Source organism: Marinomonas aquiplantarum, assembly GCF_003314975.1.
In the GTDB taxonomy this organism is placed as follows: Bacteria; Pseudomonadota; Gammaproteobacteria; order Pseudomonadales; family Marinomonadaceae; genus Marinomonas; species Marinomonas aquiplantarum.
In genome coordinates, this window is record NZ_QNRF01000008.1 from 31,917 (window position 1) to 54,644 (window position 22,728).

The 22,728-nt window shown below is 45.4% G+C and carries 17 protein-coding genes; 15 read left to right on the plus strand and 2 right to left on the minus strand.

Features of this window, described 5'->3' with window-relative positions; translation table 11 throughout:
• Position 1: 1 nt before the first annotated feature.
• Complete coding sequence (locus DFP76_RS14095; protein WP_113875258.1) at positions 2–2,461, minus strand: penicillin-binding protein 1A; 2,460 nt, start codon at positions 2,459–2,461, stop codon at positions 2–4.
• 158 nt (positions 2,462–2,619) lie between these two features.
• On the opposite strand from DFP76_RS14095, the gene DFP76_RS14100 reads away from it, so the two are divergent.
• The 12 genes from DFP76_RS14100 (at position 2,620) to DFP76_RS14155 (ending at position 16,783) form a co-directional block, all read left to right on the plus strand.
• Complete coding sequence (locus DFP76_RS14100) at positions 2,620–3,576, plus strand: hypothetical protein (RefSeq protein WP_113875259.1); 957 nt, start codon at positions 2,620–2,622, stop codon at positions 3,574–3,576.
• Positions 3,548–4,282 (plus strand): hypothetical protein, encoded by a 735-nt coding sequence (locus tag DFP76_RS14105; RefSeq protein ID WP_113875260.1) that lies wholly within the window; start codon positions 3,548–3,550, stop codon positions 4,280–4,282. The genes DFP76_RS14100 and DFP76_RS14105 overlap by 29 nt, the downstream gene beginning before the upstream one ends.
• On the plus strand, positions 4,251–5,429 hold the full coding sequence (locus DFP76_RS14110) for a type IV pilus secretin PilQ (RefSeq protein ID WP_113875261.1): 1,179 nt from the start codon (positions 4,251–4,253) through the stop codon (positions 5,427–5,429). The genes DFP76_RS14105 and DFP76_RS14110 overlap by 32 nt, the downstream gene beginning before the upstream one ends.
• 42 nt (positions 5,430–5,471) lie before the next feature.
• Positions 5,472–6,020: a shikimate kinase gene (locus DFP76_RS14115; RefSeq protein ID WP_113875262.1), complete on the plus strand. Its 549-nt coding sequence runs from the start codon at positions 5,472–5,474 to the stop codon at positions 6,018–6,020.
• On the plus strand, positions 6,020–7,126 hold the full coding sequence (aroB, locus tag DFP76_RS14120) for a 3-dehydroquinate synthase (RefSeq protein WP_113875263.1): 1,107 nt from the start codon (positions 6,020–6,022) through the stop codon (positions 7,124–7,126). The genes DFP76_RS14115 and aroB overlap by 1 nt, the downstream gene beginning before the upstream one ends.
• A gap of 31 nt (positions 7,127–7,157) precedes the next feature.
• The gene (locus DFP76_RS14125) at positions 7,158–8,702 is read left to right on the plus strand and encodes an SPOR domain-containing protein (protein WP_113875264.1); all 1,545 of its coding nucleotides are present in this window, start codon (positions 7,158–7,160) and stop codon (positions 8,700–8,702) included.
• A gap of 427 nt (positions 8,703–9,129) precedes the next feature.
• Entirely contained in the window at positions 9,130–13,581 is a 4,452-nt protein-coding gene (gene gltB, locus DFP76_RS14130; RefSeq protein WP_113875265.1) for a glutamate synthase large subunit, read from the plus strand.
• Between the two features lie 113 nt (positions 13,582–13,694).
• Positions 13,695–15,116, plus strand: a complete 1,422-nt coding sequence (locus DFP76_RS14135) for an FAD-dependent oxidoreductase (protein WP_113875266.1) — start codon at positions 13,695–13,697, stop codon at positions 15,114–15,116.
• Between the two features lie 155 nt (positions 15,117–15,271).
• Complete coding sequence (locus tag DFP76_RS14140; RefSeq protein WP_113875267.1) at positions 15,272–15,454, plus strand: DUF6435 family protein; 183 nt, start codon at positions 15,272–15,274, stop codon at positions 15,452–15,454.
• A gap of 77 nt (positions 15,455–15,531) precedes the next feature.
• Positions 15,532–15,810, plus strand: coding sequence for a type II toxin-antitoxin system RelE/ParE family toxin (locus DFP76_RS14145; protein ID WP_113875268.1), 279 nt, complete (start codon positions 15,532–15,534; stop codon positions 15,808–15,810).
• The gene (locus DFP76_RS14150) at positions 15,810–16,106 is read left to right on the plus strand and encodes a HigA family addiction module antitoxin (protein WP_113875269.1); all 297 of its coding nucleotides are present in this window, start codon (positions 15,810–15,812) and stop codon (positions 16,104–16,106) included. Before DFP76_RS14145 ends, DFP76_RS14150 begins: the two co-directional genes overlap by 1 nt.
• Before the next feature lie 257 nt (positions 16,107–16,363).
• The gene (locus DFP76_RS14155; RefSeq protein ID WP_113875270.1) at positions 16,364–16,783 is read left to right on the plus strand and encodes a hypothetical protein; all 420 of its coding nucleotides are present in this window, start codon (positions 16,364–16,366) and stop codon (positions 16,781–16,783) included.
• A gap of 63 nt (positions 16,784–16,846) precedes the next feature.
• On the opposite strand, the gene DFP76_RS14160 is transcribed toward DFP76_RS14155, so the two are convergent.
• Positions 16,847–18,433, minus strand: a complete 1,587-nt coding sequence (locus DFP76_RS14160; protein WP_113875271.1) for a cation:proton antiporter family protein — start codon at positions 18,431–18,433, stop codon at positions 16,847–16,849.
• Positions 18,434–18,717: 284 nt separating this feature from the next.
• Here DFP76_RS14160 and chvE point away from each other — a divergent pair, with 284 nt between their 5' ends.
• The 3 genes from chvE (at position 18,718) to mmsB (ending at position 22,724) form a co-directional block, all read left to right on the plus strand.
• Positions 18,718–19,779 carry a multiple monosaccharide ABC transporter substrate-binding protein gene (chvE, locus tag DFP76_RS14165; protein WP_113875272.1) on the plus strand — a complete coding sequence of 354 codons (1,062 nt, stop codon included), beginning with the start codon at positions 18,718–18,720 and terminating at the stop codon, positions 19,777–19,779.
• Positions 19,780–19,968: 189 nt separating this feature from the next.
• The gene (gene mmsA, locus DFP76_RS14170; protein ID WP_113875273.1) at positions 19,969–21,507 is read left to right on the plus strand and encodes a multiple monosaccharide ABC transporter ATP-binding protein; all 1,539 of its coding nucleotides are present in this window, start codon (positions 19,969–19,971) and stop codon (positions 21,505–21,507) included.
• 14 nt (positions 21,508–21,521) lie between these two features.
• Positions 21,522–22,724 (plus strand): multiple monosaccharide ABC transporter permease, encoded by a 1,203-nt coding sequence (gene mmsB / locus DFP76_RS14175; RefSeq protein WP_113875274.1) that lies wholly within the window; start codon positions 21,522–21,524, stop codon positions 22,722–22,724.
• The last annotated feature ends 4 nt before the right edge of the window (positions 22,725–22,728 follow it).

Sequence of the window (22,728 nt, forward strand, 5' to 3'; positions counted from 1 at the left end):
TCTAAAATAGATTTTCTAGAGCGCTGTTTTCTTGCTTTTCCTCTTGTACTTCACTGGTGGTGTCGTTGTCTAATGACGCTGAGTTGAGGTCACGTTTAGGTGGAACATGGTCTTTGCGGAAAATTTCAAAGATCGCATTATTTTGACCAGGTAATGCTCGCTCGCCTGTTTTAGGGTCAATACGAACTGTGACTAGACTCGAGGGCTTAGCAACGTAATCTGGTGGTGTGTCTTGTAGTGCGTAACGCATGTACTCAATCCAAGGTGGTAGTGATACTGAACCACCCCATTCAGATCGACCGCCGCTGTAATGGCCAAGTGGCGAGGAGTTGTCGAAGCCACTCCATACGGAGGTGACAATGTGTCCATTGAAGCCAGAGAACCAAGCATCACGCCCGTCATTGGTGGTACCGGTTTTACCGGCGATGTCGTCACGTTTGAGAACCAAAGCACGTCGTCCGGTGCCGTATTTAATAACATCACGCATCATGTCATATATGATGTAATTGACTTCTGGGTCTAACACTTGCGGCGCAACAGGTAAGCTGTTGATGCCATCTGCATTATTAAAAAGCCCCATTTGTGGTTCATCTTCCGAACTTCTTTCTAGCAGTGTACACGTCTCACAAACCGTAACCGGTGTGGCTTGGAAAAGCGTTTGACCATCGCGATCCACAACACGATCTATTAAATAAGGTTGTACTTGATAGCCACCGTTCGAGAAGACGGCATAACCAGCGGCAATTTGTAACGGAGATAAGTTGGCGCTGCCTAAAGACAAGGATAAGTTATGTGGTAGCTCATCAGGATCAAAACCGAAACGTTTTAAGAAGTTCAGTGTTGGGCGAATGCCTAGTTCATCTAATAGTCGAACGGAGACAATATTTTGTGAGCGGTACAGTGCTTGGCGCAAACGGGTTGGGCCATAAAACTTACCACCATCATTGGTGGGACGCCAAGCCGTCGCCAGATTGGTGTCATTAAACACCACAGGCGCATCATTGATGATACTCGCGGCGGTATAACCACGCGCCAAAGCACTGCTGTAAATAAAGGGTTTGAAGTTTGACCCCGGTTGACGTTTAGACTGTGTGATGCGGTTGAATTTGTTTTCGTAGAAATTAAAACCACCGACCAAAGATTGAATTGCACCGTTCTTGCTGTTTAACGAAATCAGTGCACTTTGCACGTCAGGTTTTTGAGCCAGTAACCAACCTTGGCTATCATCTGGTCGCAGACGGATAACATCTCCCGGTACCAACACATCGGCCATTGTTTGTGGTGCAGGACCTTGATTGTCGGCATCGATATAAGGTTTTGCCCATTTCACGGCTTCCCATGACAGGGTCACGCGTTCGCCGTTGACCATGCGTACATCTGCGGTTTTCTCTTCTGTGGCAATAACCAAAGCGGCTTGCCAGTCTTTAAATCGACTGACTTCTTCTAACGCGGCTTGTTGTTCTTCAAGAGGAGCGTCGACTAGGTCAATACGTGTTTCAATCGAACCACGGTAGCCATGGCGCATGTCGTAACTAATCACACCGTTATAAACCGCATCATTGGCCGCTTTCTGACGGCCAGAATCTATGGTGGTGTATACCGTCATACCATTATTGTAGAGGTCATTGCCAAACGTTGTGTATAGCTCTGAGCGCACCATTTCAGCAATATAACCCGCTTCAATATCTGGTGTGACACCATGGTTTTCTGCGGTTACGGGGGATTCTACAGCGGCTTCATAAGCTTGTTTGTTAATCATTCCAAGGGACAGCATGCGCTGCAAAATCCAGTTTCTTCGGATTAAAGCTCGGGAAGGGTTAACAATTGGGTTGTATCGTGAAGGGGCCTTGGGGAGGCCAGCGATCATCGCAATTTGGGCGAGGGTAAGCTCGGATAAACTCTTGCCGTAATAGACTTGTGATGCGGCTTCAAAGCCGTAGGCTCGTTTGCCTAAATAAATTTTATTGACGTAGAGTTCAAGAATTTCATGTTTGCTCAGTTCCCGTTCCATCTTCAAGGCGATGAAGATTTCGGTAAATTTACGGGTAAAGGTTTGTTCAAATGATAAGAAGTAGTTACGGGCGACCTGCATGGTAATGGTACTACCACCACTTTGTTTTTGACCTGTGGTGATCAATTGTACGGCGGCACGACCAAGGCCAAGAATGTCTACGCCGGGGTGGTGGTAGAAGTTGGTGTCTTCAGCGGCCAATATAGCATGTTCAAGATTGGCAGGAATGTCGGCATAGTTAATTGGGGAGCGGCGCTGTTCACCAAATTCACCAATCAGCTGGTTGTCGGCGGTGTAGATGCGTAATGGAATCCGCAGTTCAATGTCTTTTAGTTCTTCCACTGTCGGAATACGATCTTTTACATTGTAATAAATCGCATAGGTAATACCAGCCGCACTAATTGCTCCTAATACACCGAGAAAAAAGAGAATTTTTAATACCTTAGCCATAGATAACCAATTGCCACTGGATGAAAAAGAATCATTATACCTAATATCTTCAGAGAATTGGCGCTTAACTTTGCAGCAAAACGTGTTATCTTGAGAAAAAAGTTTGGTATGGATGCTGACCTTTGGCTCTTCATAAAAAATAATTTCAAGGATGAAAGATGGCGCTCGCTTTAAATTATTCAATCGCCCTATGTTCAGGGCAAGCTTGTCAGCTTTTTCACTCTTCCGAATACCGCGAATTGTTGCCGCGACTGGAGGCCTCTGAATCTTTAACGCCATCGGTGGAAAGCATTAATGCATGCTTACAAATGTTTGACTTTGCATCATTGGACAGTGTCTCAAGATTATTAATATTGATACCGGATGAGTGGCTTAGTGTGACTCAGCATAGCTTGGATCATCCGGTTTCTGCGCGATTATTGCCTTTAGCGGCACTCAGTTTTGCTGTTGAAGCGACTTACGCAACCCCCGACAATACTTTATATGCGTTTCAGCATAAAACGACTTCAAATCTCGATAGCCAACTCACCATATATGCTTGCTCAAAAAGCTGGTCTGAACCTTTATTTTCGGCATTCCAGCAGCAGGGGCGGCATTGTATTTTAATTGCTTACAGTCAATTCAAAGATTTCCCATCTAGATCTTGGTCCTATTGTACTGGGCAGCAAATTTCAGGCTACCACCCCGAATATGAAAAGCAGCAAAAAGTGCGTCGCTGTCTATGGCTTGGAGTGATATCAAGCCTCATGATTCATTGTTTGGGCGTGGGGTTGTATTGGTATCTTGAGCAGGCGGCTAAGTCGGCGGACATGGCTTATCAGCAGGTGATGGATGTGACCTCAAATTGGTCGCAAGATCAGCAGGCGAGCCCCTTTGTGTTGACGGCTTTGAATATGGTGCAAAGCCTACCTGATCATGTCAGGGTAGAAGCATTTCAAGGTCATGGTGAACAAGCACAGATTCATTTTAGTTTGCCTCATAGCATGTTGAAAAGGGTATTGGATAACTGGCGCAGCATGCACCCTCAATGGCGTTGGAAAGTCGAGAAAAACGCGCTTTTAACCATTGATCAAGAGGAGGTAGTGAATGTCTCCGTTCAAGTCTTCCGCTCTTAATATGTCTTTCCTACGCATGTTGAATGGGCGTTTAATACTGCTTTTTTTGTTCTTACAGCTGGCGATCTGGTATCCGTTTTTATTTTCTGCCTATGAAGATTGGCAACGAGAAGAGAAAAATTTAGCGAATGCTTGGCAGCGTTGGCATAAGGTTCAGCGGCAAGATGATCGCTTGTTAGCGATGTCATTATCTAATTGGGACTGGCTCGATCAGGCGGCGATTCAGACACGCAATCGCTTGGTCACAATTTGGCGCCTTGAAGGCGTAGCGCACATAACTCAATGGCAGCCAGTGTTAGAAGTAGTACAGGAAACCCTAGCGGTATCGGTAATGGGGGTGGAATGGCAGCGACAGGTCGATGGTCGTTGGCAAGGTATCATCGAATTGGATGTGCAATTGCCAATGGCTAACCGAGAGTTTGAAAACTGGCTACCAACGCCTTTTCGAACTCCGCATTTTAATGCCCGAGATTGGCGCTTATTCTCCACAATGAAAAGTGCTGATCGGCGTTCCGCTCTAGTGCAATTTCGCCGTAAACAATATTGGCTTCACGAAGGCAGTTGGGTACCTGAAGCGGGTGTGAGTGTGCTTTCTGTTTTGGCTGATCGAGTTATTTTAGTCGCCAAGGATGGCTCACAATATAGACTATTGCTAACAACAAGGAGGTCAGAGGATGACAACTTGCTACAGGAGGTGGCTGATTAGCATAACAGGGCTGTGTTTCAGTAACCTGTGCTTATCATTAGATGTGTATTTTGAAAACAAGCCGTTACAGGAAGTGTTGCCTTGGTTAGCTGCTCAGCTAAATGAAAGCGTGGTGATTAGTCCTGACATTGACCGTAATCTCACCTTGTCCATTAAAGATGCCAGTTGGCAAGATGTATTGGCTGCGGTGGCGCGCCAGCCAGGTATCAGTTTGCAGTGGCAGTCTGAGGTCGCGGTGCTGATTCCTGATCAAGCGGTTGCACAAACCAAGCCGGAACAGCCTCTTTGTCAGCGTTCGTTTTGGCCTTTGAAACACGCCAAGGCTGCAGGTGTAGGTGAGCATTTACAAACCTTATATCCTTCTCTTTCTATTGTGGTGGATCACAGAACGAATTCATTATTAGGGCATTATTGTTCGCCGTTGGAAGGGATGGATGAGGTTCTAGCTTGGTTGGACTCGCCATTAAAGCAGATTGAGATCAGTGCTCAAATTGCCCAGGTCAGTCGATCGGCTCAGTCACAATTTGGTGTTAATTGGCAAAGCACATTATCCCAAGGGGTTCGCTCTTCTATCGGCGGTGCGATTGATCTTGGTGCTCTGGCACCCACGAGTGAATTTAATTTGTCTGCCAACGGCGCAAACAGTTTGTTGTCATTAACGTTGGATATGTTGGAAAGCGAGGGTATGGCGAATGTGGTATCAAAGCCGAAAATCGTGACCTCGGCCGGCCAACTCGCCCGAATTGAATCGGGGACAGAAATTCCGTACCAGACTGTGAGTGATGATACGGTCAGTGTGTCGTTTCGACAGGCTGCACTCATGTTAGAAGTGACCCCCTATATAAAACAAGATGACCACATTTTATTAGAATTGAGCATTCACCAAGATTCAGTTGGTGAGTTAGTTAATGGTGTACCAAGTTTGAAAACCAATCGTTTAACCACCCAAGTGATGTTGAGAGATCAGGAAACACTGGTTTTAGGTGGTGTATTTAGGGAAGAAAGCTTTACAACGGAAAGTCGAGTGCCCTTGTTGAGTTCTGTACCTTGGTTGGGAGAATTATTCAAAAGTCACTCAAAACAACAAGAAAAGGTTGAATTACTTGTATTTATTACGCCAAAACTGCTACAAATGACGGTAAACTAAGACCTATTCTTACTTGGCTTAATTTCTGTGTAACAAAATACAATGATAAATGCCCCCAATATTATTTTAGTAGGCCCAATGGGCGCTGGAAAAACGACAATAGGCCGTTTGATTTCACAATCGATGGGCAAAGAGTTTTACGACCTAGACAAAGTCATAGAAGACAATGCAGGTGCCGATATACCATGGATTTTTGAGCGCGAAGGGGAAGAGGGATTTCGTAAAAGAGAAACGCAAGCGCTTTCAAACATGGTTCAATCAGATACTCACAATACTGTCCTCGCGACGGGTGGCGGTATTGTTATGCGACCAGAAAATCGCGATATTTTGCAGCAAGATGGCCTAGTGGTGTACTTATATGCTTCGGTAGCGCAGCAGCTTTATCGAACCTCGAAAAGCTCTCATCGTCCTTTGTTGCAAACGGGTGACCCGAAAGCAACGTTGAAAAAACTATTCGAAGTGCGTGACCCTCTTTATCGAGAAGTGGCGACGTTAGTGATCGAAACGGATGCTCGTCACCCTAAAGCCGTTGCCAATAAAGTATTAGACGCCATCAAGCGTTATTTAACATCGGAGGATAACCAGTCCTAATGCGTACCTTAACCGTGGATCTTGGTGATCGTAGTTACCCTATTTACATCGGCAGTGGTATTCGCCAACAAAAGGCCTTATTTGATGAGGCCATTCATGGCAAACAAGTCATGATAGTGACGAATGATACTGTTGCCGCTATTTATTTAGATGCCATGGTGGCGATGTTGTCCGAGGATTATCAAGTTGATACTTGCATTCTACCGGACGGAGAAGCTTACAAAACGCTGGATACCTATGGCTTGATTATGTCTTCTTTATTGCAAGCTAGACATAATCGCACGACGACCATTATTGCTTTAGGCGGTGGTGTTGTGGGAGACATGGCAGGGTTTGCTGCCGCGACATATCAGCGTGGTGTGCCATTTATTCAAGTGCCGACGACCTTATTATCTCAAGTGGATTCATCTGTCGGTGGTAAAACGGGTGTGAATCATCCGTTGGGTAAAAACATGATTGGTGCTTTTTATCAGCCACAAGCGGTCATCATTGATATTGATTCGTTGACGACCTTGCCGCCACGTGAACTGTCTGCTGGCATGGCGGAAGTCATCAAATATGGTCTAATCTGTGATGCGGAATTTTTCGATTGGTTAGAGCTTGAAATGAACGACTTAATGGCGCTTGAATCGAACAAGATTACAGAAGCCATTTACCGCTCCTGTTTGGCTAAGGCCAATGTTGTTGCCCAAGACGAGCGAGAAGGTGGCATTCGTGCGATTTTGAATCTGGGCCACACCTTTGGTCATGCGATTGAAGCCGAGCTGGGTTATGGTAAGTGGTTGCATGGCGAAGCCGTTGCGGCCGGTTGTGTGCTGGCGTTAGATTTATCATGGCGCATGGGGAATTTGAGCGAACAAGATGTCAATCGTTCTGTCACTTTGTTTGAGGCTGCTAAGTTACCAGTGCTACCGCCACAGGAAATGACCTTGGACAGTTTTGTTGAGCGCATGGCATTAGACAAAAAAGTGTTAGATGGCAGCTTGCGTTTGGTGTTACTCGCGTCACTGGGTGATGCTATGGTAACGTCAGATTTTCCAATAGACGCTTTTGAAGCCTGTATTTTGGATGCGCTTGAAGTCGGAAAACAAGCCAGTTTGGCATAATATTCGTTGGTGATATCTTAGAAGGAAGGATATGTCTCAGCCAGAGTTTCAGTTTGATCTCGAGGAAGCCTTGAATCAGCCCTCTAAAGGGCCGCTGAGGGATCCTTTTGGCTCTAAGGATGCGTCTGTCTACTTTGCTTCGGAAGAAGGTAACCAACAACTGGCTTTGCTGGAACATTTAAGTCGCTATAGTAATTTACTTTCTGTCGTACAAGGCCCAGAAGGTAGCGGCAAAAGTCGTTTCTTGATGGAGTTTGCCCGTCATCAAGATGAGATGACGGTGATTAGCCATGTGAAAGCCAGCATGTTGATGACGGCTGGACAATTATTACAAGCCATCTACGCTGGCTTTTCTGGTCACTTCACCCAACCACCCAATGAAGCTACATTTGGCCCTTTGCTTAAGTTTGCTCATGAGCTAGAGGACAAAGGTCAAGCCGCATTAGTCTTGATTGATAATGCTCAAGAACTGAATACCGATGCGGTGAGTATGTTGTTGGACATGATGTCCTTGGCGACCGAAAATCAAACTGTGCCGCATATTGTGCTGTTTAGTGCTCATTCATTAGGACGTAATCTGGATGCCTATCAACGTTCTCGTTATGAGCAATTGAGTCACTCTTTCAGTCTTGCACCTTACTCATTAGAGCAAACTCGTGCTTATATGTTGCATCGAGTTCGTGCGGTTGGAGGCGGGATTAATCTGCCGTTTACGGACAAACAGATCAAGCAAATTCATCAGGAATCCGGCGGTTATCCTGGCCGTATTAATGAAATTGCCCAGCGTCTGATGGGCAAAGGGAACAAAGCTAAGTCTGGCAAAGGTTTTAGTTTGAGTATGGGGTTCCCATTGGCTCACATGGCGTTATTGTCGATTGTGATGTTGGGTATCTTAGTGGCTGTATTGTTTTCTGATAAAACGGAAGACACAGCAAATGACCGCACTGCGAACGTCATTCCGTTGAGCCCAAGACAGGGCCAATCTTCCGAAGAAACCATTGCTCGTATTGATGCGATGCAACGACAGATCGGTCAACAAGGACAAGTGGTTTTGCCACCGATTCCTGAAGGAACATCATTACCGGCGATTAGCATGTCCAAAAGTAATGAAACCGCTTCAGAGCCGGTCGCACCCAGCATTGAAACAGCGCCCATTCGTTTGGAAGCGCCCATTCGTGCAGAGGCACCCATGTTGGCGGAATCTCCTGATATCGCAGAGCCGAAACCTGTTGCACCGAAAACGGAGGAAACGGTGGTAAACACGCCTGACGATGTGTTCAATAAAACTCAGTGGTGGTTATCGCAAAACCCGAACCGTTATACGCTTCAGTTATTGGGGACTCACAACCAGCAAACCGTAAAAGACTTTATTCGTGATCAAGGTGGGATTGATGCCTTTGGTTACTTTAAGGCTCAGCATAATGGCCGTGATTGGTATGTGGTTGTGTATGGTTTGTATCGAAATCGCAGTGAAGCCATTGCCGCTGCGGAAACACTGCCTAGTGATTTGCGCTCCTTGAATCCATGGGCGAGAAGCGCTCGTGGTATTCAGGACGATATCCGCAAGGCGCAATAACCCCCATTATAATCGTCTCTCAGATAAGAAAAACTCATCGTAAAATGCTGTCGGATGCGTTTTTCTATGGATCATTCGTGAAAAAAAATCACAATTTAGTAAAAATAACTGTATTTCTCTAAAAAACGTGAATGAACAGAGGAATTTTCTGTTTGCAAAAACTCCTGCCATAGATAATTCTCTATCACCCTCTAAATTGCCTCTAATTACCCTATAAAAAGCCCTAAAATAACAGAATACAAGGCGGCTCAAGTTTGAGTCACCGACTTCCACGAGGTAGTATGAGCCTCCATTTCGGTGGCTTTTTGGGTAAATAGTAGTCATTATCAAAACACTTTTCTAATAATAGAATCACTTTTAACCCCGCCACCAGATAGACGATTCGACATCTTATTTTTTTTTATGTTTCAACTGTGGGAGTTGGTGTATGAATGCAGGCCTTTATCGTCCTGGCGAGTTCAAAGACAACTGCGGCTTCGGCTTAATTGCGCATATGGAAGGCAGTACCAGTCATGAACTGCTAAAAACCGCCATTGAATCTTTGACATGTATGACGCACCGCGGCGGTATCGCTGCTGATGGGAAAACGGGCGACGGTTGTGGCCTATTGATTCAAAAGCCTGATGCGTTTTTACGTGCAGAAGCGGCGACCTTGTTTAACCATACGCTTTCGGATTTGTACGGCATTGGTATGGTCTTTTTAGATCAGGACCTGGCACTAGCAGAAGAGCAACGTGTTCGTGTAACGAAAGAACTAGAAGAGCAAGGTCTGAAGGTCGTGGGTTGGCGTGAAGTGCCAACGGATCCCTCTTGTCTGGGTAGCATTGCATTAGATTGCTTACCGCGTATTGAGCAAGTCTTTATTGATAGCAATCGTATGGATGCTCGTACCTTTGCAACTCGTTTGTTTGTCGCTCGTCGTCAAGCCGAAATTGCGTTGGCGCAGTATGAGAATTTTTACATCTGTTCTTTATCTGACAAGGTTTTGTCTTATAAAGGCTTGATGATGCCTGTTGACCTACCGTCTTTTTACAAAGACCTAGGTAACGAAAAACTGAAAACCGCTATTTGTGTTTTCCACCAACGTTTCTCGACCAATACTCTACCTCGTTGGCCGTTGGCACAGCCTTTCCGTATGTTGGCGCACAATGGTGAGATCAACACCATTGAAGGTAACCGTAACTGGGCATTGGCCCGTGGTAGTAAACTGCGCTCTCCCTTGATCCCTGAATTACAAGATTTGCAGCCTTTGGTTAACCTGACGGGGTCTGACTCTTCCTCTATGGATAACATGTTGGAAATTCTCGTCACTGGTGGCATGGACATCTTCCGCGCAGCGCGTTTGATTATTCCACCTGCATGGCAAAACGTTGAAAACATGGATCCAGAATTACGTGCTTTTTACGAGTACAACTCGATGCACATGGAACCATGGGATGGCCCAGCAGGTTTGGTAATGACCGATGGTCGTCATGCTATCTGTATGTTGGACCGTAATGGTTTGCGTCCTTCTCGTTGGGTGATCACGAAAAATGGTTTCATCACCTTGGCGTCTGAAATCGGTACTTATGACTACAAGTCAGAAGACGTGGTGGCGAAAGGCCGTGTTGGACCAGGTCAGATGCTGGTGGTGGACACGCAAACGGGTAAAGTGCTGCATACAGACGATATCGACAATCGTCTAAAGGCTTTACACCCATACAAAAAATGGTTGAAGCAAGAAGCCATTCGAATCGAAACCATTTTGGTGGAGTCGTCTCAGGAATTCGAACCTTTCACCAAAGATGAAATGACGACTTATCAGAAGATGTTCCAAGTCTCTTTTGAGGAGCGTGAACAGATCTTCCGTCCGTTGGCTGAAAGTGGTCATGAAGCCGTCGGTTCGATGGGGGATGATACGCCTATGGCGGTGATGTCGAGTCAGACTCGTCCAGTCAGTGATTACTTCCGTCAGAAGTTTGCTCAGGTGACCAATCCACCGATAGATCCATTGCGTGAATCCATTGTCATGTCGTTGGAAACCTGTGTTGGTGTTGAACGTAATCTGTTTGAAGAAACACCGAAGCACGCGAATCGTATTATTTTATCGTCGCCACTGTTGTCACCTCGTAAGTTCAGTCGTCTGTTGGCGATGAACGATCACAGATTCCGTCTAGTACGCTTGGACACGAACTATGATCCTGCTGAAGCGTCGTTAGAAGAATCCATCAAGGCTTTGCAATTAAAAGCCGAACAAGAAGTGCGCGATGGCGCAGTGATTCTTGTGCTAACGGATCGTGATTTGGCTAAGAATCGTTTGCCAATTCCTGCACCAATGGCAGTCGGTGCGGTTCACCACCACTTAACTAAAGTGGGTTTGCGTTGTGATTCCAACATCATTGCGGATACGGGCTTTGCTCGTGATCCTCATCAATTTGCTGTGTTGTTAGGTTTTGGTGCGACAGCGGTTTACCCATACCTATCATACCGTTTGATTAACGATATGATTGATAAAGGCGAAGTCTTGGGTGACCCCATTGCTTGTCATGCGAAATACCGTAAGGGCATTAACAAAGGCCTGATGAAAATCCTATCTAAGATGGGGATTTCAACCATGGCATCTTACCGTGGTGCGCAATTGTTCGAAGCTGTTGGCTTGGCAAAAGATGTTATTGACCTATGTTTCAAAGGGGTTGCGAGTCGCATCGAAGGCGCAAACTTCATTGATTTCCAACGTGAACAAGCGTCCGTGGCGAATAACGCCTGGAAACTTCGTAAGCCGATTCAGCAAGGCGGTTACCTAAAATACGTACACGATGCGGAATATCATGCGTTTAATCCAGATGTGGTGCGTAACCTACAAACAGCGGTAGGCAGTGGTAATTTTGCTGACTTTACTAAGTACACAGAATTAGTAAACAGTCGCCCAGCCTCTATGTTGCGAGACTTGTTTGCTATTTCAGATAAGGCCACGCCAATTGAATTGGATCAGGTTGAGCCGATTGAAAGCATTTTACCGCGTTTTGATTCGGCCGGTATGTCGCTTGGTGCCTTGTCACCAGAGGCGCATGAAGCTTTAGCACAAGCGATGAATGAGTTAGGTTGTCGTTCCAACTCAGGTGAGGGTGGTGAAGATCCTGCTCGTCACGGTACAGAACGTCGCTCAAAAATCAAACAAATTGCGTCTGGTCGTTTTGGTGTCACACCGGAATACTTGGTCAATGCTGAAGTGCTGCAAATTAAGGTAGCGCAAGGTGCGAAACCGGGTGAAGGTGGTCAGCTACCTGGTGGTAAAGTAAATGGCTTGATTGCTCGTTTGCGTTATGCCGTTCCGGGTGTGACTTTGATTTCACCGCCGCCACACCATGATATTTATTCGATCGAAGATTTGGCTCAGCTGATTTTCGACTTGAAACAAGTTAACCCCGAAGCCTTGGTGTCTGTGAAGTTGGTTTCTGAACCGGGTGTGGGCACGATTGCCGCCGGTGTAGCGAAAGCCTATGCGGATTTGATCACCATTTCTGGTTATGACGGTGGTACGGCAGCGTCTCCGATTACCTCGATTCGTCATGCGGGTTCGCCTTGGGAGCTTGGCTTGGCGGAAGCGCAACAAGCCCTTCGTGCCAATGATTTGCGTGGCAAGATTCGTCTACAAACAGATGGTGGTTTGAAAACCGGTTTGGATGTCGTAAAAGCCGCTATCCTTGGTGCTGAAAGCTTTGGTTTCGGTACGACACCAATGGTCGCTATGGGTTGTAAGTTCTTGCGTATTTGTCACTTGAACAACTGTGCTACCGGTGTGGCGACTCAGGATCAAAAACTGCGTGATGACCACTTCCTTGGCACCGTGGAAATGATCAAGAATTTCTTCCGCTTTATGGCCGAAGATACACGCTTATGGCTAGCAAAATTGGGTGTTTCAAACCTACAAGACTTAATCGGTCGTACGGATTTGTTGAGCCTGTTACCAGGTGAAACGGAGAAACAACGAAATCTAGACTTGTCTCCGATTTTGAACAATGACGCGATTCCAGCGGACAAGCCTCAGTACTGTGAAGTACCGTTGAACCCGCCACATGATAAAGGCCTATTGGCGCTGAAAATGTGGGATACCGTGAAAGACGTCGTTGAAGAAAAAGAAGGTGGTGAATTCGCCTTTGATGTGACCAACTGTGACCGTTCTATCGGTGCTCGTTTGTCTGGTGAAATTGCCAAACGCTATGGCAACCAAGGCATGGCAGATACACCGTTGACCTTAAAACTGAAAGGTACGGCAGGACAAAGTTTCGGTGTCTGGAATGCTGGTGGCCTGAATATGTACTTAGAAGGTGATGCTAACGATTACGTTGGTAAAGGCATGACTGGCGGTAAGTTGGTTATTCGCCCACCTCGTGGTTCGATGTTTGAGTCGCAAGATTCGGCCATTATCGGTAACACCTGTTTGTACGGCGCAACAGGCGGTAAATTATTCGCCGCAGGAACCGCTGGTGAGCGTTTTGCTGTGCGTAACTCAGGTACTCATACGGTTATCGAAGGCGCAGGTGATCACTGTTGTGAATACATGACGGGCGGTATGGTCACGGTACTTGGTAATACTGGATACAACTTTGGTGCCGGTATGACAGGTGGCTTTGCTTACGTTCTGGATATGGACCGCACCTTTGTTGATAAGTACAACCATGAATTGGTGGAAATTCACCGCATTGGTACGGAATTAACAGAAGAATATCGTTCGCACCTTCGTTCTGTAATCGAAGAGTATGTTCGTGAAACTGACAGCGAGTGGGGTAAAGAAATTCTAGAGAATTTCTATGACTACATTGGCAAATTCTGGCTGGTAAAACCGAAAGCCGCGAGTTTAGGGGCGTTGTTGGCCAGTACTCGTCAACGTCCAGAATAAAACACGCTGTCATGGCACGTCATTTTTTGTGCGACGTGCCGTGAATGAATTTGATTTGACCCATTTGAGAGAAGTGCCGCTTGCGAGCAAGCGGCCACAGGAGATAGCAGCTTATGTCTGAGCGCTTGAACAATGCATTTCAATTCGTCGAAGTTGATCGTCAGGATCCAAAGAAGAAGCCTTTAATCACTCGTAAGGCTCAGTTCGTCGAAATTTATAAACCGTTTGAAGAGCCAAACGCAAAAGATCAGGCTCACCGTTGCCTAGAATGTGGTAACCCATACTGTGAATGGAAATGTCCTGTTCACAACTACATTCCAAATTGGCTGAAATTGGTAAGTGAAGGCAACATATTGGAGGCTGCTGAATTAAGCCACCAAACGAACTCTCTACCTGAAGTCTGTGGTCGTGTGTGTCCACAAGATCGTCTTTGTGAAGGTGCTTGTACACTGGGTGAGGGCGGTTTTGGTGCGGTGACCATTGGTTCGGTTGAAAAATACATTACCGATACCGCGTTTGCTTTAGGCTGGCGTCCAGATATGTCAAAAGTCGTGCCGGTGAATAAGACGGTTGCGATTGTAGGTGCTGGTCCTGCCGGATTAGCCTGTGCTGACGTGTTAGTGCGTAACGGTATCAAGCCGGTAGTATTCGATAAATACCCTGAAATCGGTGGTTTGCTGACCTTTGGTATTCCTGAGTTCAAGCTTGAAAAGAGCGTCATGACTCGTCGCCGTGAAGTGTTTGAAGAAATGGGCGTGGAATTCGTATTGGGTACGTCCGTTGGTGACGATGTGCCGTTTGAACATGTATTAGAAGAGTACGATGCGGTCTTTTTAGGCATGGGTACTTATAAATACATGAAAGGTGGATTCCCGGGTGAAGACCTGCCTGGTGTCTATGATGCTTTGGATTATTTGGTTTCTAATGTGAATCACTGCTTAGAGTTGGAAGAAGACGAAGCAGATTACATCAACCTGAAAGGTAAGAAGGTTGTCGTATTGGGTGGTGGTGATACTGCGATGGACTGTAACCGTACGGCTATCCGTCAAGGTGCGAAGAGCGTTACCTGTGCCTACCGTCGTGACCGTGAAAACATGCCTGGCTCACGTAAAGAAGTGACTAACGCAAAAGAAGAAGGCGTGCAGTTCCTCTTTAACCGTCAGCCGGTGGAAATCATTGGCGATGGTAAAGTAGAAGGCATCAAGGTTGTTGAAACTCAGATGGGCGAACCAGACGAAAACGGTCGCCGCAGTGCTGAAATCATTGAAGGCAGTGAGCAGATCATTCCAGCGGATACGGTCTTGGTCGCCTTTGGTTTCCAAGCGAGCCCAGCACCTTGGTTCGAGAAATTTGGTATCGAAACCGATTCTCGTGGTCGTGTACTTGCACCGAAAAAAGGTCAGTTCATGTTCCAGACGACCAATGAAAAAATCTTCGCGGGTGGGGATATGGTTCGCGGTTCTGATCTAGTCGTAACCGCCATTGATGAAGGTCGTAAAGCGGCTGAAGGCATCATGGACTACCTAGACGTATAAGTATCCAGAAACACACTGAGTTGAAGCTGAGTGTTGCTGATGGATTGATATAAAATGCCAACTTAATTCGTTTAAGTTGGCATTTTTTATGGCGTAACACATCTAAAATAAAAAGAGCTTCGTATCTACTAAAACGACGCACAAAGAGGATGAGTATGTTTAGTTTCTTGAAAGCCGATCCAAAGAAAAAGCTCAACAAAGAGTATGGCGAATTGCTTGAAAAAGCCATGCAGGCTCAGCGTGGCGGCGACATACGCTTGTACTCTGAGTTAACAGAAAAAGCCGAAGCCGTTAAGGCTCGGTTAGGAGAGGTGGAAAGCAGAACTCTTGATAAATAATGTTTGACTATCGTAATTACAAATTTTCATAAAAAAAACAATTTCTAAGATGTAACCTATATGGTTACAGTTTGGTAATGATTAAAACTTTCAAACATAAAGGCCTTGAACGTTTTTACAAAACGGGAAGCACTGCAGGCATTCAAGTTAGGCACAAGAATCGCTTAAAGTTGATTCTTTCAAACCTTGATCAAGCTGAGAATATAGATGATATGGATCTTCCTGGTTTGAAACTTCATATGCTTTCTGGCAATCGAGATGGAATTTGGTCTGTTATGGTAAACGGTAACTGGCGAGTCACCTTCCGATTTGATGGCCGAGATGCTGAAATTGTGAATTACGAGGATTATCACTAATGAGTATGCACAACCCCGCTCATCCGGGAGAGATCTTAAAAGAGCTCATTATTGAGCCGATGGAATTAACCATAACGGATGTTTCTGAACATCTTAATATCAGCCGAAAGACATTATCTAAAGTATTAAATGGTAGAGGTGCTATAACGCCTGAAATGGCCTTACGCCTTGAGTTGGCTTTTAAAAAACCCTCAGCAGATCATTGGCTTAAATTACAAAATGCCTATGATTTGTGGTCAGTTAGAGAGCACAAAGTTACGTTAAATGTGCAGCCTTATGAGCTTCAATATGCATGAGCTAGTCAAGGGATATAAGGCTAAGAGTAAATAGTTTGTTATTTTAAGGGGTGCAGATTTTAGACCCTAAGGTACGGTGTTATGCAAGAAAAAGTTCAGATAGACGAAGATTCATTTTTGGAGCATTTAGGCCTTAAAGATCTAAAAAAATGGAGTTATAGGTCATTTATTAACATTTCAACTGATTGAATACTTGCATTCAGGAGCTGGTAATCCGATGCATATAGCTCGAGAGATTCATAGTTTAGATAGAGGTGGTGGCTTTAGTCGAACAAAGAAAGAAAGAAACTAAGTTTTCTAGCGGTAGGTTGAGAGGCTTTTCTCATAAGCATTACTTCAACGCAAGCCATATACCTATAAACATGCTCTTACACAATGTCGCTGGAAAAATTACAGACTCCCTTGTTCCAAGCAAAGGCTATGATCGTGCTTACCGAAGAATTATGGGTTTGGAATGTTCAAACGAGAAGAAAGCTTCGATGCTAACTAATTTGTTAACATCAGATGCTTATCAGCAAAGGAGTCGTTCAAAGAAGTTAACTGGAGATTGGATTATTTTTAAAGAATACAATCAACAGAACTACTATCTCTGTATTTCACCCCATCAAGAAAATACAGATGAGCTTTATATTACTTTAAAGGAATGGTACTCCTCAGTATGGTCTTTTCTGTTTTAAAAAACGGTGTCATTTTCATGGTACCGGAACTGTATTTTTATTAGACCGTTTTACCGTTAAGTACTAGGTCGCTGAAGAGTCTTTCTTCGGTCTAATTAATCCCAAACTTTCTTCCGCGAAGCCAGTACCTGCTTCGGTATAGAAGTTGAAGACATTGTCTATGCCTGCGGCGAGCAGTTCGTCACGTTCATCTTGGTAGCGGGCAATGGCGGCAATTTGTCCTTGATAGTTTGCTTTACGTAACTGAATTGCGATATTGGTACTGTCTTCAGCAATCGGCAACGCCAGCATGATGAGCTGAATATCGGAAGTATCCAGTCGTTCCCATAAGTCGGCATCTTCACCATCTCCGTAAAAGACGTTTTCATTGGCTTCTTGCATGCGTTGAATACGAATCCGATCTGCATCCATGCCTGCCACACCGCTTCCTACTAGGTTTTTGAGCGATTCAAACGCCCCACGTCCTACTCGCCCTAAGCCGACGATGAGTATTTGTGCGTCTTTGGGTTGACTAAAGACATCCACAGGCAAGCAGTCGGGGCTTTCAAATTGGCGAATCGCATCTTTATTTTTTCGATACAGTCGATGGGATTGGCGATAAATGATACTGGTGATAACAAACGAAAAAGACACGGCCAGCGCCAAAATCACCAACCATTCTTTGTTCAACCAGCCATTGGAAACACTTAAGGCCACGACAATCAGACCGAACTCGCTGTAATTCGATAAGATTAAAGCGGATAAAAACGATGTGCGTCCGCGCAACTTCAATTTTGTGAGTAAAGCAAAGAAGAGAGCAAATTTGGCTAAAATCACCAAGGTGATGATGAGGCTGATGCCAATCATGCTCAGTGTGGGCAACGCAGTGAAACCAATGGAAAGAAAAAAGCCTATTAAAAAGAGATCTTTAAAGTTCATTAAAGACTTGTTCATTTCAGAGGCTTTAGCATGTGAAGCTAATAGAATGCCGAAGATTAATGCGCCTAGATCACCTTTGACACCGACCAGATAGAATAACTCATAGCCACCCAAAGCAAGGAAAAGACCAGTTAATGGCAGCATCTCACCGTGACCCGCTTGGTCGACCAGCTTGTTGATCAAAGGGCGAACTAGAATTAGGCCGAATAGACCCAAGGCCCAAAGCGAAGGTATGTGTCCGGTGGCGGCCACCAGAAACACCACTGCGACTATGTCCTGCATAACTAAAATGCCAAGTGCTAGCTGGCCGTGACGGGTTTTGAGTTCGCCGCTCTCTTCGAGCAGCTTCATCACACACACTGTACTCGAGAAACTCAAAGCAAATCCGATTAAGGCTGCTGTCTGTAGGTTCAACAGGTCAAAAAATGGCATGCTCAGCATGGCAAAGAGCAGACCAAGGCCACCGAATAATATCGTCCACACCCCCATATGACTTAATGTCGACGCCCAAACTTCACGCTTTAATAGGTCTTTTACGTGCAACTTAAGCCCGATGCTAAACAACATCAGAGTAATGCCCACATTGGCGAGAGAATCCAGAATGCTACTTGGTTGAATGCCTAGATAATTGAGTAAGAAACCAGCCAATAGGAAACCAATCAAAGGTGGCAAATTGACCAGTTTCACCGCAAGCCCACAAACAAAAGCGAATAAAATCCAAATAAATTCCATACATTCCTTCTAAATGAACGGCGTACCAAAAGGGGCTTACATCATACGAAATTTGTTTACACTGCGCAGCTTTGAATTGCTGGCTTTTCGTGTATTTAGGGAAAAAACATATCAATTCTGGTATGTCTCTGATCATTATTTCTATTTGAATGGTATGTCTAATTTACCTACGCTGCTGAGTAGGTTTTAAAACCTGATTGGCTAGACAAAATAATCATAATAACTCTATAGGCTAACTGAGCTTGCTTTCTGTCGAGCTTATTTGGCCGCAACAGGAGAAGCTAATGAACTACCTAAAACAGACCATGATTGGATTGGCGTTTGGTGCGACGCTACTCAGCTCTGCCAGTACCTTTGCCGCGAATGGCTACGTTGGTATCGCGATGCCAACGAAATCTTCCGCCCGCTGGATCACAGATGGCAACTCTATGGTTACCCTCTTCAAAGATGCAGGCTATAAAGTGGACCTGCAATACGCGGAAGATGAAATACCGAATCAACTTTCTCAAATTGAAAATATGATTGTCAAAGGCGTTGATGTCTTGGTCATCGCGGCGATTGATGGCACCACCTTATCGAATGCGTTAGAAAACGCTGATGCAGCAGGTATCAAGGTGATTTCCTATGATCGCCTGATCAAGAACAGTCCTTATGTAAGTTATTACGCCACGTTTGATAATTTCAAAGTGGGTGTACTGCAAGCCAAGTCTTTGGTTAGTGGTATGGAAAAGCGTGGTAGTGGTCCATATAACGTGGAATTGTTTGGTGGTTCTCCAGACGATAACAACGCTTACTTTTTTTACAACGGTGCGATGTCTGTGCTTCAGCCAATGATAGACGCAGGCAAGGTGAAAATTGTATCTGGTCAAATGGGAATGGATAAAGTAGGTACCTTGCGTTGGGATGGCGCGACCGCACAAGCACGCATGGATAATTTATTGTCAGCGCATTATACCACGCAGCGTATTGATGGCATTTTATCGCCCTATGACGGCATTTCTATCGGCATTTTGTCTTCGCTCAAAGGCGTAGGTTATGGTTCTGGCGATATGGTGATGCCGATCGTGACGGGACAAGATGCAGAAGTGCCATCGGTTAAGTCCATTGTTGCAGGTGAACAATATTCGACCATCTTTAAAGACACGCGTGAGTTGGCCAATGTAACTGTTGGCATGGTTCAAGCGGTATTAAGTGATACCAAGCCAGAAATCAATGATACCGAAACTTATGATAACGGCATTAAAGTTATACCCAGCTATTTGCTGGAGCCTGTCACAGTGGACAAGTCTAACTGGCAAGATGTGCTGCTCGGCAGTGGTTATTACACTAAGTCTCAAGTCGAATAACTGGCTCGAAGACACGGTTAACCAATGCCTTATAGTACTGAATCAAGAGGTCTAGCTTGGTCGGGCATTGGTTGGCGTGTGACTTAGTACAAAGTGTTTCTATTGTCCTAATTAACAATAATAACGAAGCGGATGCGTTGCTAGCGAAAGCTTTTTTGCGAATAACGCGTCCAGCTGATGGGATGTTTTATGGAAAATATCATTTTGGAAATGCGCGGCATTACCAAGACCTTTCCTGGCGTAAAAGCTCTCGACTCAGTGAACCTGAAAGTACGTGAAGGCGAAATTCACGCCTTGGTAGGGGAGAATGGTGCAGGCAAATCGACGCTGATGAAAGTGCTGAGTGGCGTATATCCATACGGAAGTTATGACGGCGACATTCTGTTTAACAATGAGACCGCTCGGTTTTCAGGGATAACGGACAGCGAAGAGAAAGGCATTATTATCATTCATCAAGAGTTGGCTTTGGTGCCGCTGTTGTCGATTGCTGAGAATTTATTTTTAGGCAATGAGAATCTTGATAACGGCGTGATTAACTGGCCGAAAACCTATGCCCGAACCCTAGCGCTACTAGAAAAAGTCGGATTAAAAGAGTCTCCTTCCACCTTGCTTGGTCAATTAGGTGTGGGCAAACAGCAATTAGTTGAGATCGCTAAGGCATTGGCTAAGGATGTGAAATTGCTGATTTTGGATGAGCCCACATCAGCATTGCAAGAAAACGACAGTGCCAAGCTATTGGACCTATTGTTGGAATTCAAAGCGCAAGGTATCTCTTCCATTCTAATTACCCACAAACTCAATGAAATCAGTCGGGTTGCTGACAGCATTACGGTGATTCGTGATGGTCAGTCAGTATCCACCTTAGATTGTCATGCTCAGGCCATTAGTGAAGAGGATATTATTCGCGACATGGTAGGCCGAGACATGGCGCATCGCTATCCCACCCGAGACAAAGCGTCCGATGACAGCCATCCCGGCAAAATGCTGATGGCAGTAGAGGCTTGGAATGTTTGGCATCCAGACGCGTTAGATCGACAGATTATCCATGATATTAGTTTTCATGTTCGTGCCGGTGAAGTGGTTGGTATTGCTGGGTTAATGGGTTCAGGTCGTACAGAGTTAGCAATGAGTTTGTTTGGTCAGAGCTACGGTAAAAATATCCAAGGGGAAGTGACATTACGAGGTGACATTGCGGACTTATCGACGGTGCCCAATGCCATAAAAAGTGGTTTGGCGTATGTGACTGAAGACCGCAAAGAGCTTGGCTTGATTTTAGAGGAAACCATTCAAATTAACACCACGTTGGCGAATCTGAATGGCGTTTCTTCACGGGGTGTCATTGATGAAAACATAGAGCGTCAAGTGTCAGAAGACTACCGAAAAGCCTTGAATATTCGAACCCCTAGTGTGTTTCAAAAAGTCATGAATTTATCCGGTGGTAATCAGCAAAAAGTGGTGTTGAGCAAATGGCTGTACTCACAACCTGATGTCCTCATTCTGGATGAACCGACTCGTGGCATCGATGTCGGTGCCAAATTTGAAATCTATAGCATCATCAATCAGCTGGCCGATGATGGCAAAGGCGTGGTGATGATTTCTTCCGAGATGCCAGAGTTGCTTGGCATGTGTGATCGTATTTATGTGATGAACGAAGGCCGTTTTGTGGGTGAGTTAGAGCAAGCCGATGCCAGCCAAGAAAAAATCATGTCAATGATAGTGAAAGCGTAACAGGAGCAAGAACCATGACAACAACAAAAGAAACGACTTCGTCGGTGCAAGCGGCACCTTCTGTTACTCATTATTTAAAAACACATGTGCGAGATTATGGGATGTTAATTGCGCTCGTGGTGATCATGGCGATGTTTGAGTTTTTAACCGATGGCACCTTGATGCGGCCGGTGAACTTAACCAATTTATTTCTACAAAATAGTTACATCATCATTATGGCCATTGGCATGTTATTGGTGATTGTGGCGGGTCATATTGATCTGTCTGTGGGGTCGGTTGTTGGGTTCATTGGCGCATTGGCGGCGGTCATGTCGGTCAATTACGGCTTGCCAACCGTGGTTGTGGTGCCTGTTTGTCTTTTGGTTGGGCTCATTATTGGCGGCTTACAGGGGTATTGGATTGCCTATTGGAAGATTCCCGCTTTCATTGTCACTTTGGCGGGTATGTTGGTGTTTCGTGGGTTGACCCTAGCTTTATTGGAAGGGCAATCGGTGGGACCTTTTCCGAAGAGCTTTCAGCTATTGAGTACTGGCTTCATTCCTGATGTGTTTGGAATCGGTCGCCCCAATGTGACGGCCTTAGTGCTTGGTATTTTAGCGGCCAGTGCCATTGTGTTTTTGGCCGCACGTAGCCGTGCTCAATCTTTAAAGTATGGCATTCAAGACGAGCCGTTTTCGTTTTTCCTAGTTAAGAATGCCTTAATTGCTGTGGCGATTATCTATTTGTCGTACTTACTGAGCACTTATCGTGGACTGCCAAATGTGTTGATCACTATGGCGGTTCTAATCGCCATTTATACCTTCGTCACCAACAGCACAACCATTGGGCGTCGTATTTATGCCCTAGGCGGTAATGTGAAGGCGGCCAAACTGTCGGGTATTAATACTGAGCGTCTGACCTTTTTGACCTTTGCCAATATGGGGATGTTGGCGGCGCTGGCTGGGCTTATTTTTGCGGCACGCCTGAATACTGCAACGCCAAAGGCCGGTTTTGCCTTTGAGTTAGATGTCATTGCTGCCGTCTTCATTGGTGGCGCCTCAATGACGGGGGGCGTGGGTAAAGTGATTGGTGCTGTGATTGGTGCCTTTATCATGGGGGTCATGAATAACGGCATGTCTATTTTGGGGATAGGCATTGATTGGCAGCAAGTCATTAAAGGTTTGGTCTTGCTCGCGGCAGTGGTCTTTGACGTCTACAACAAACAAAAAGCACGCTAAGGAG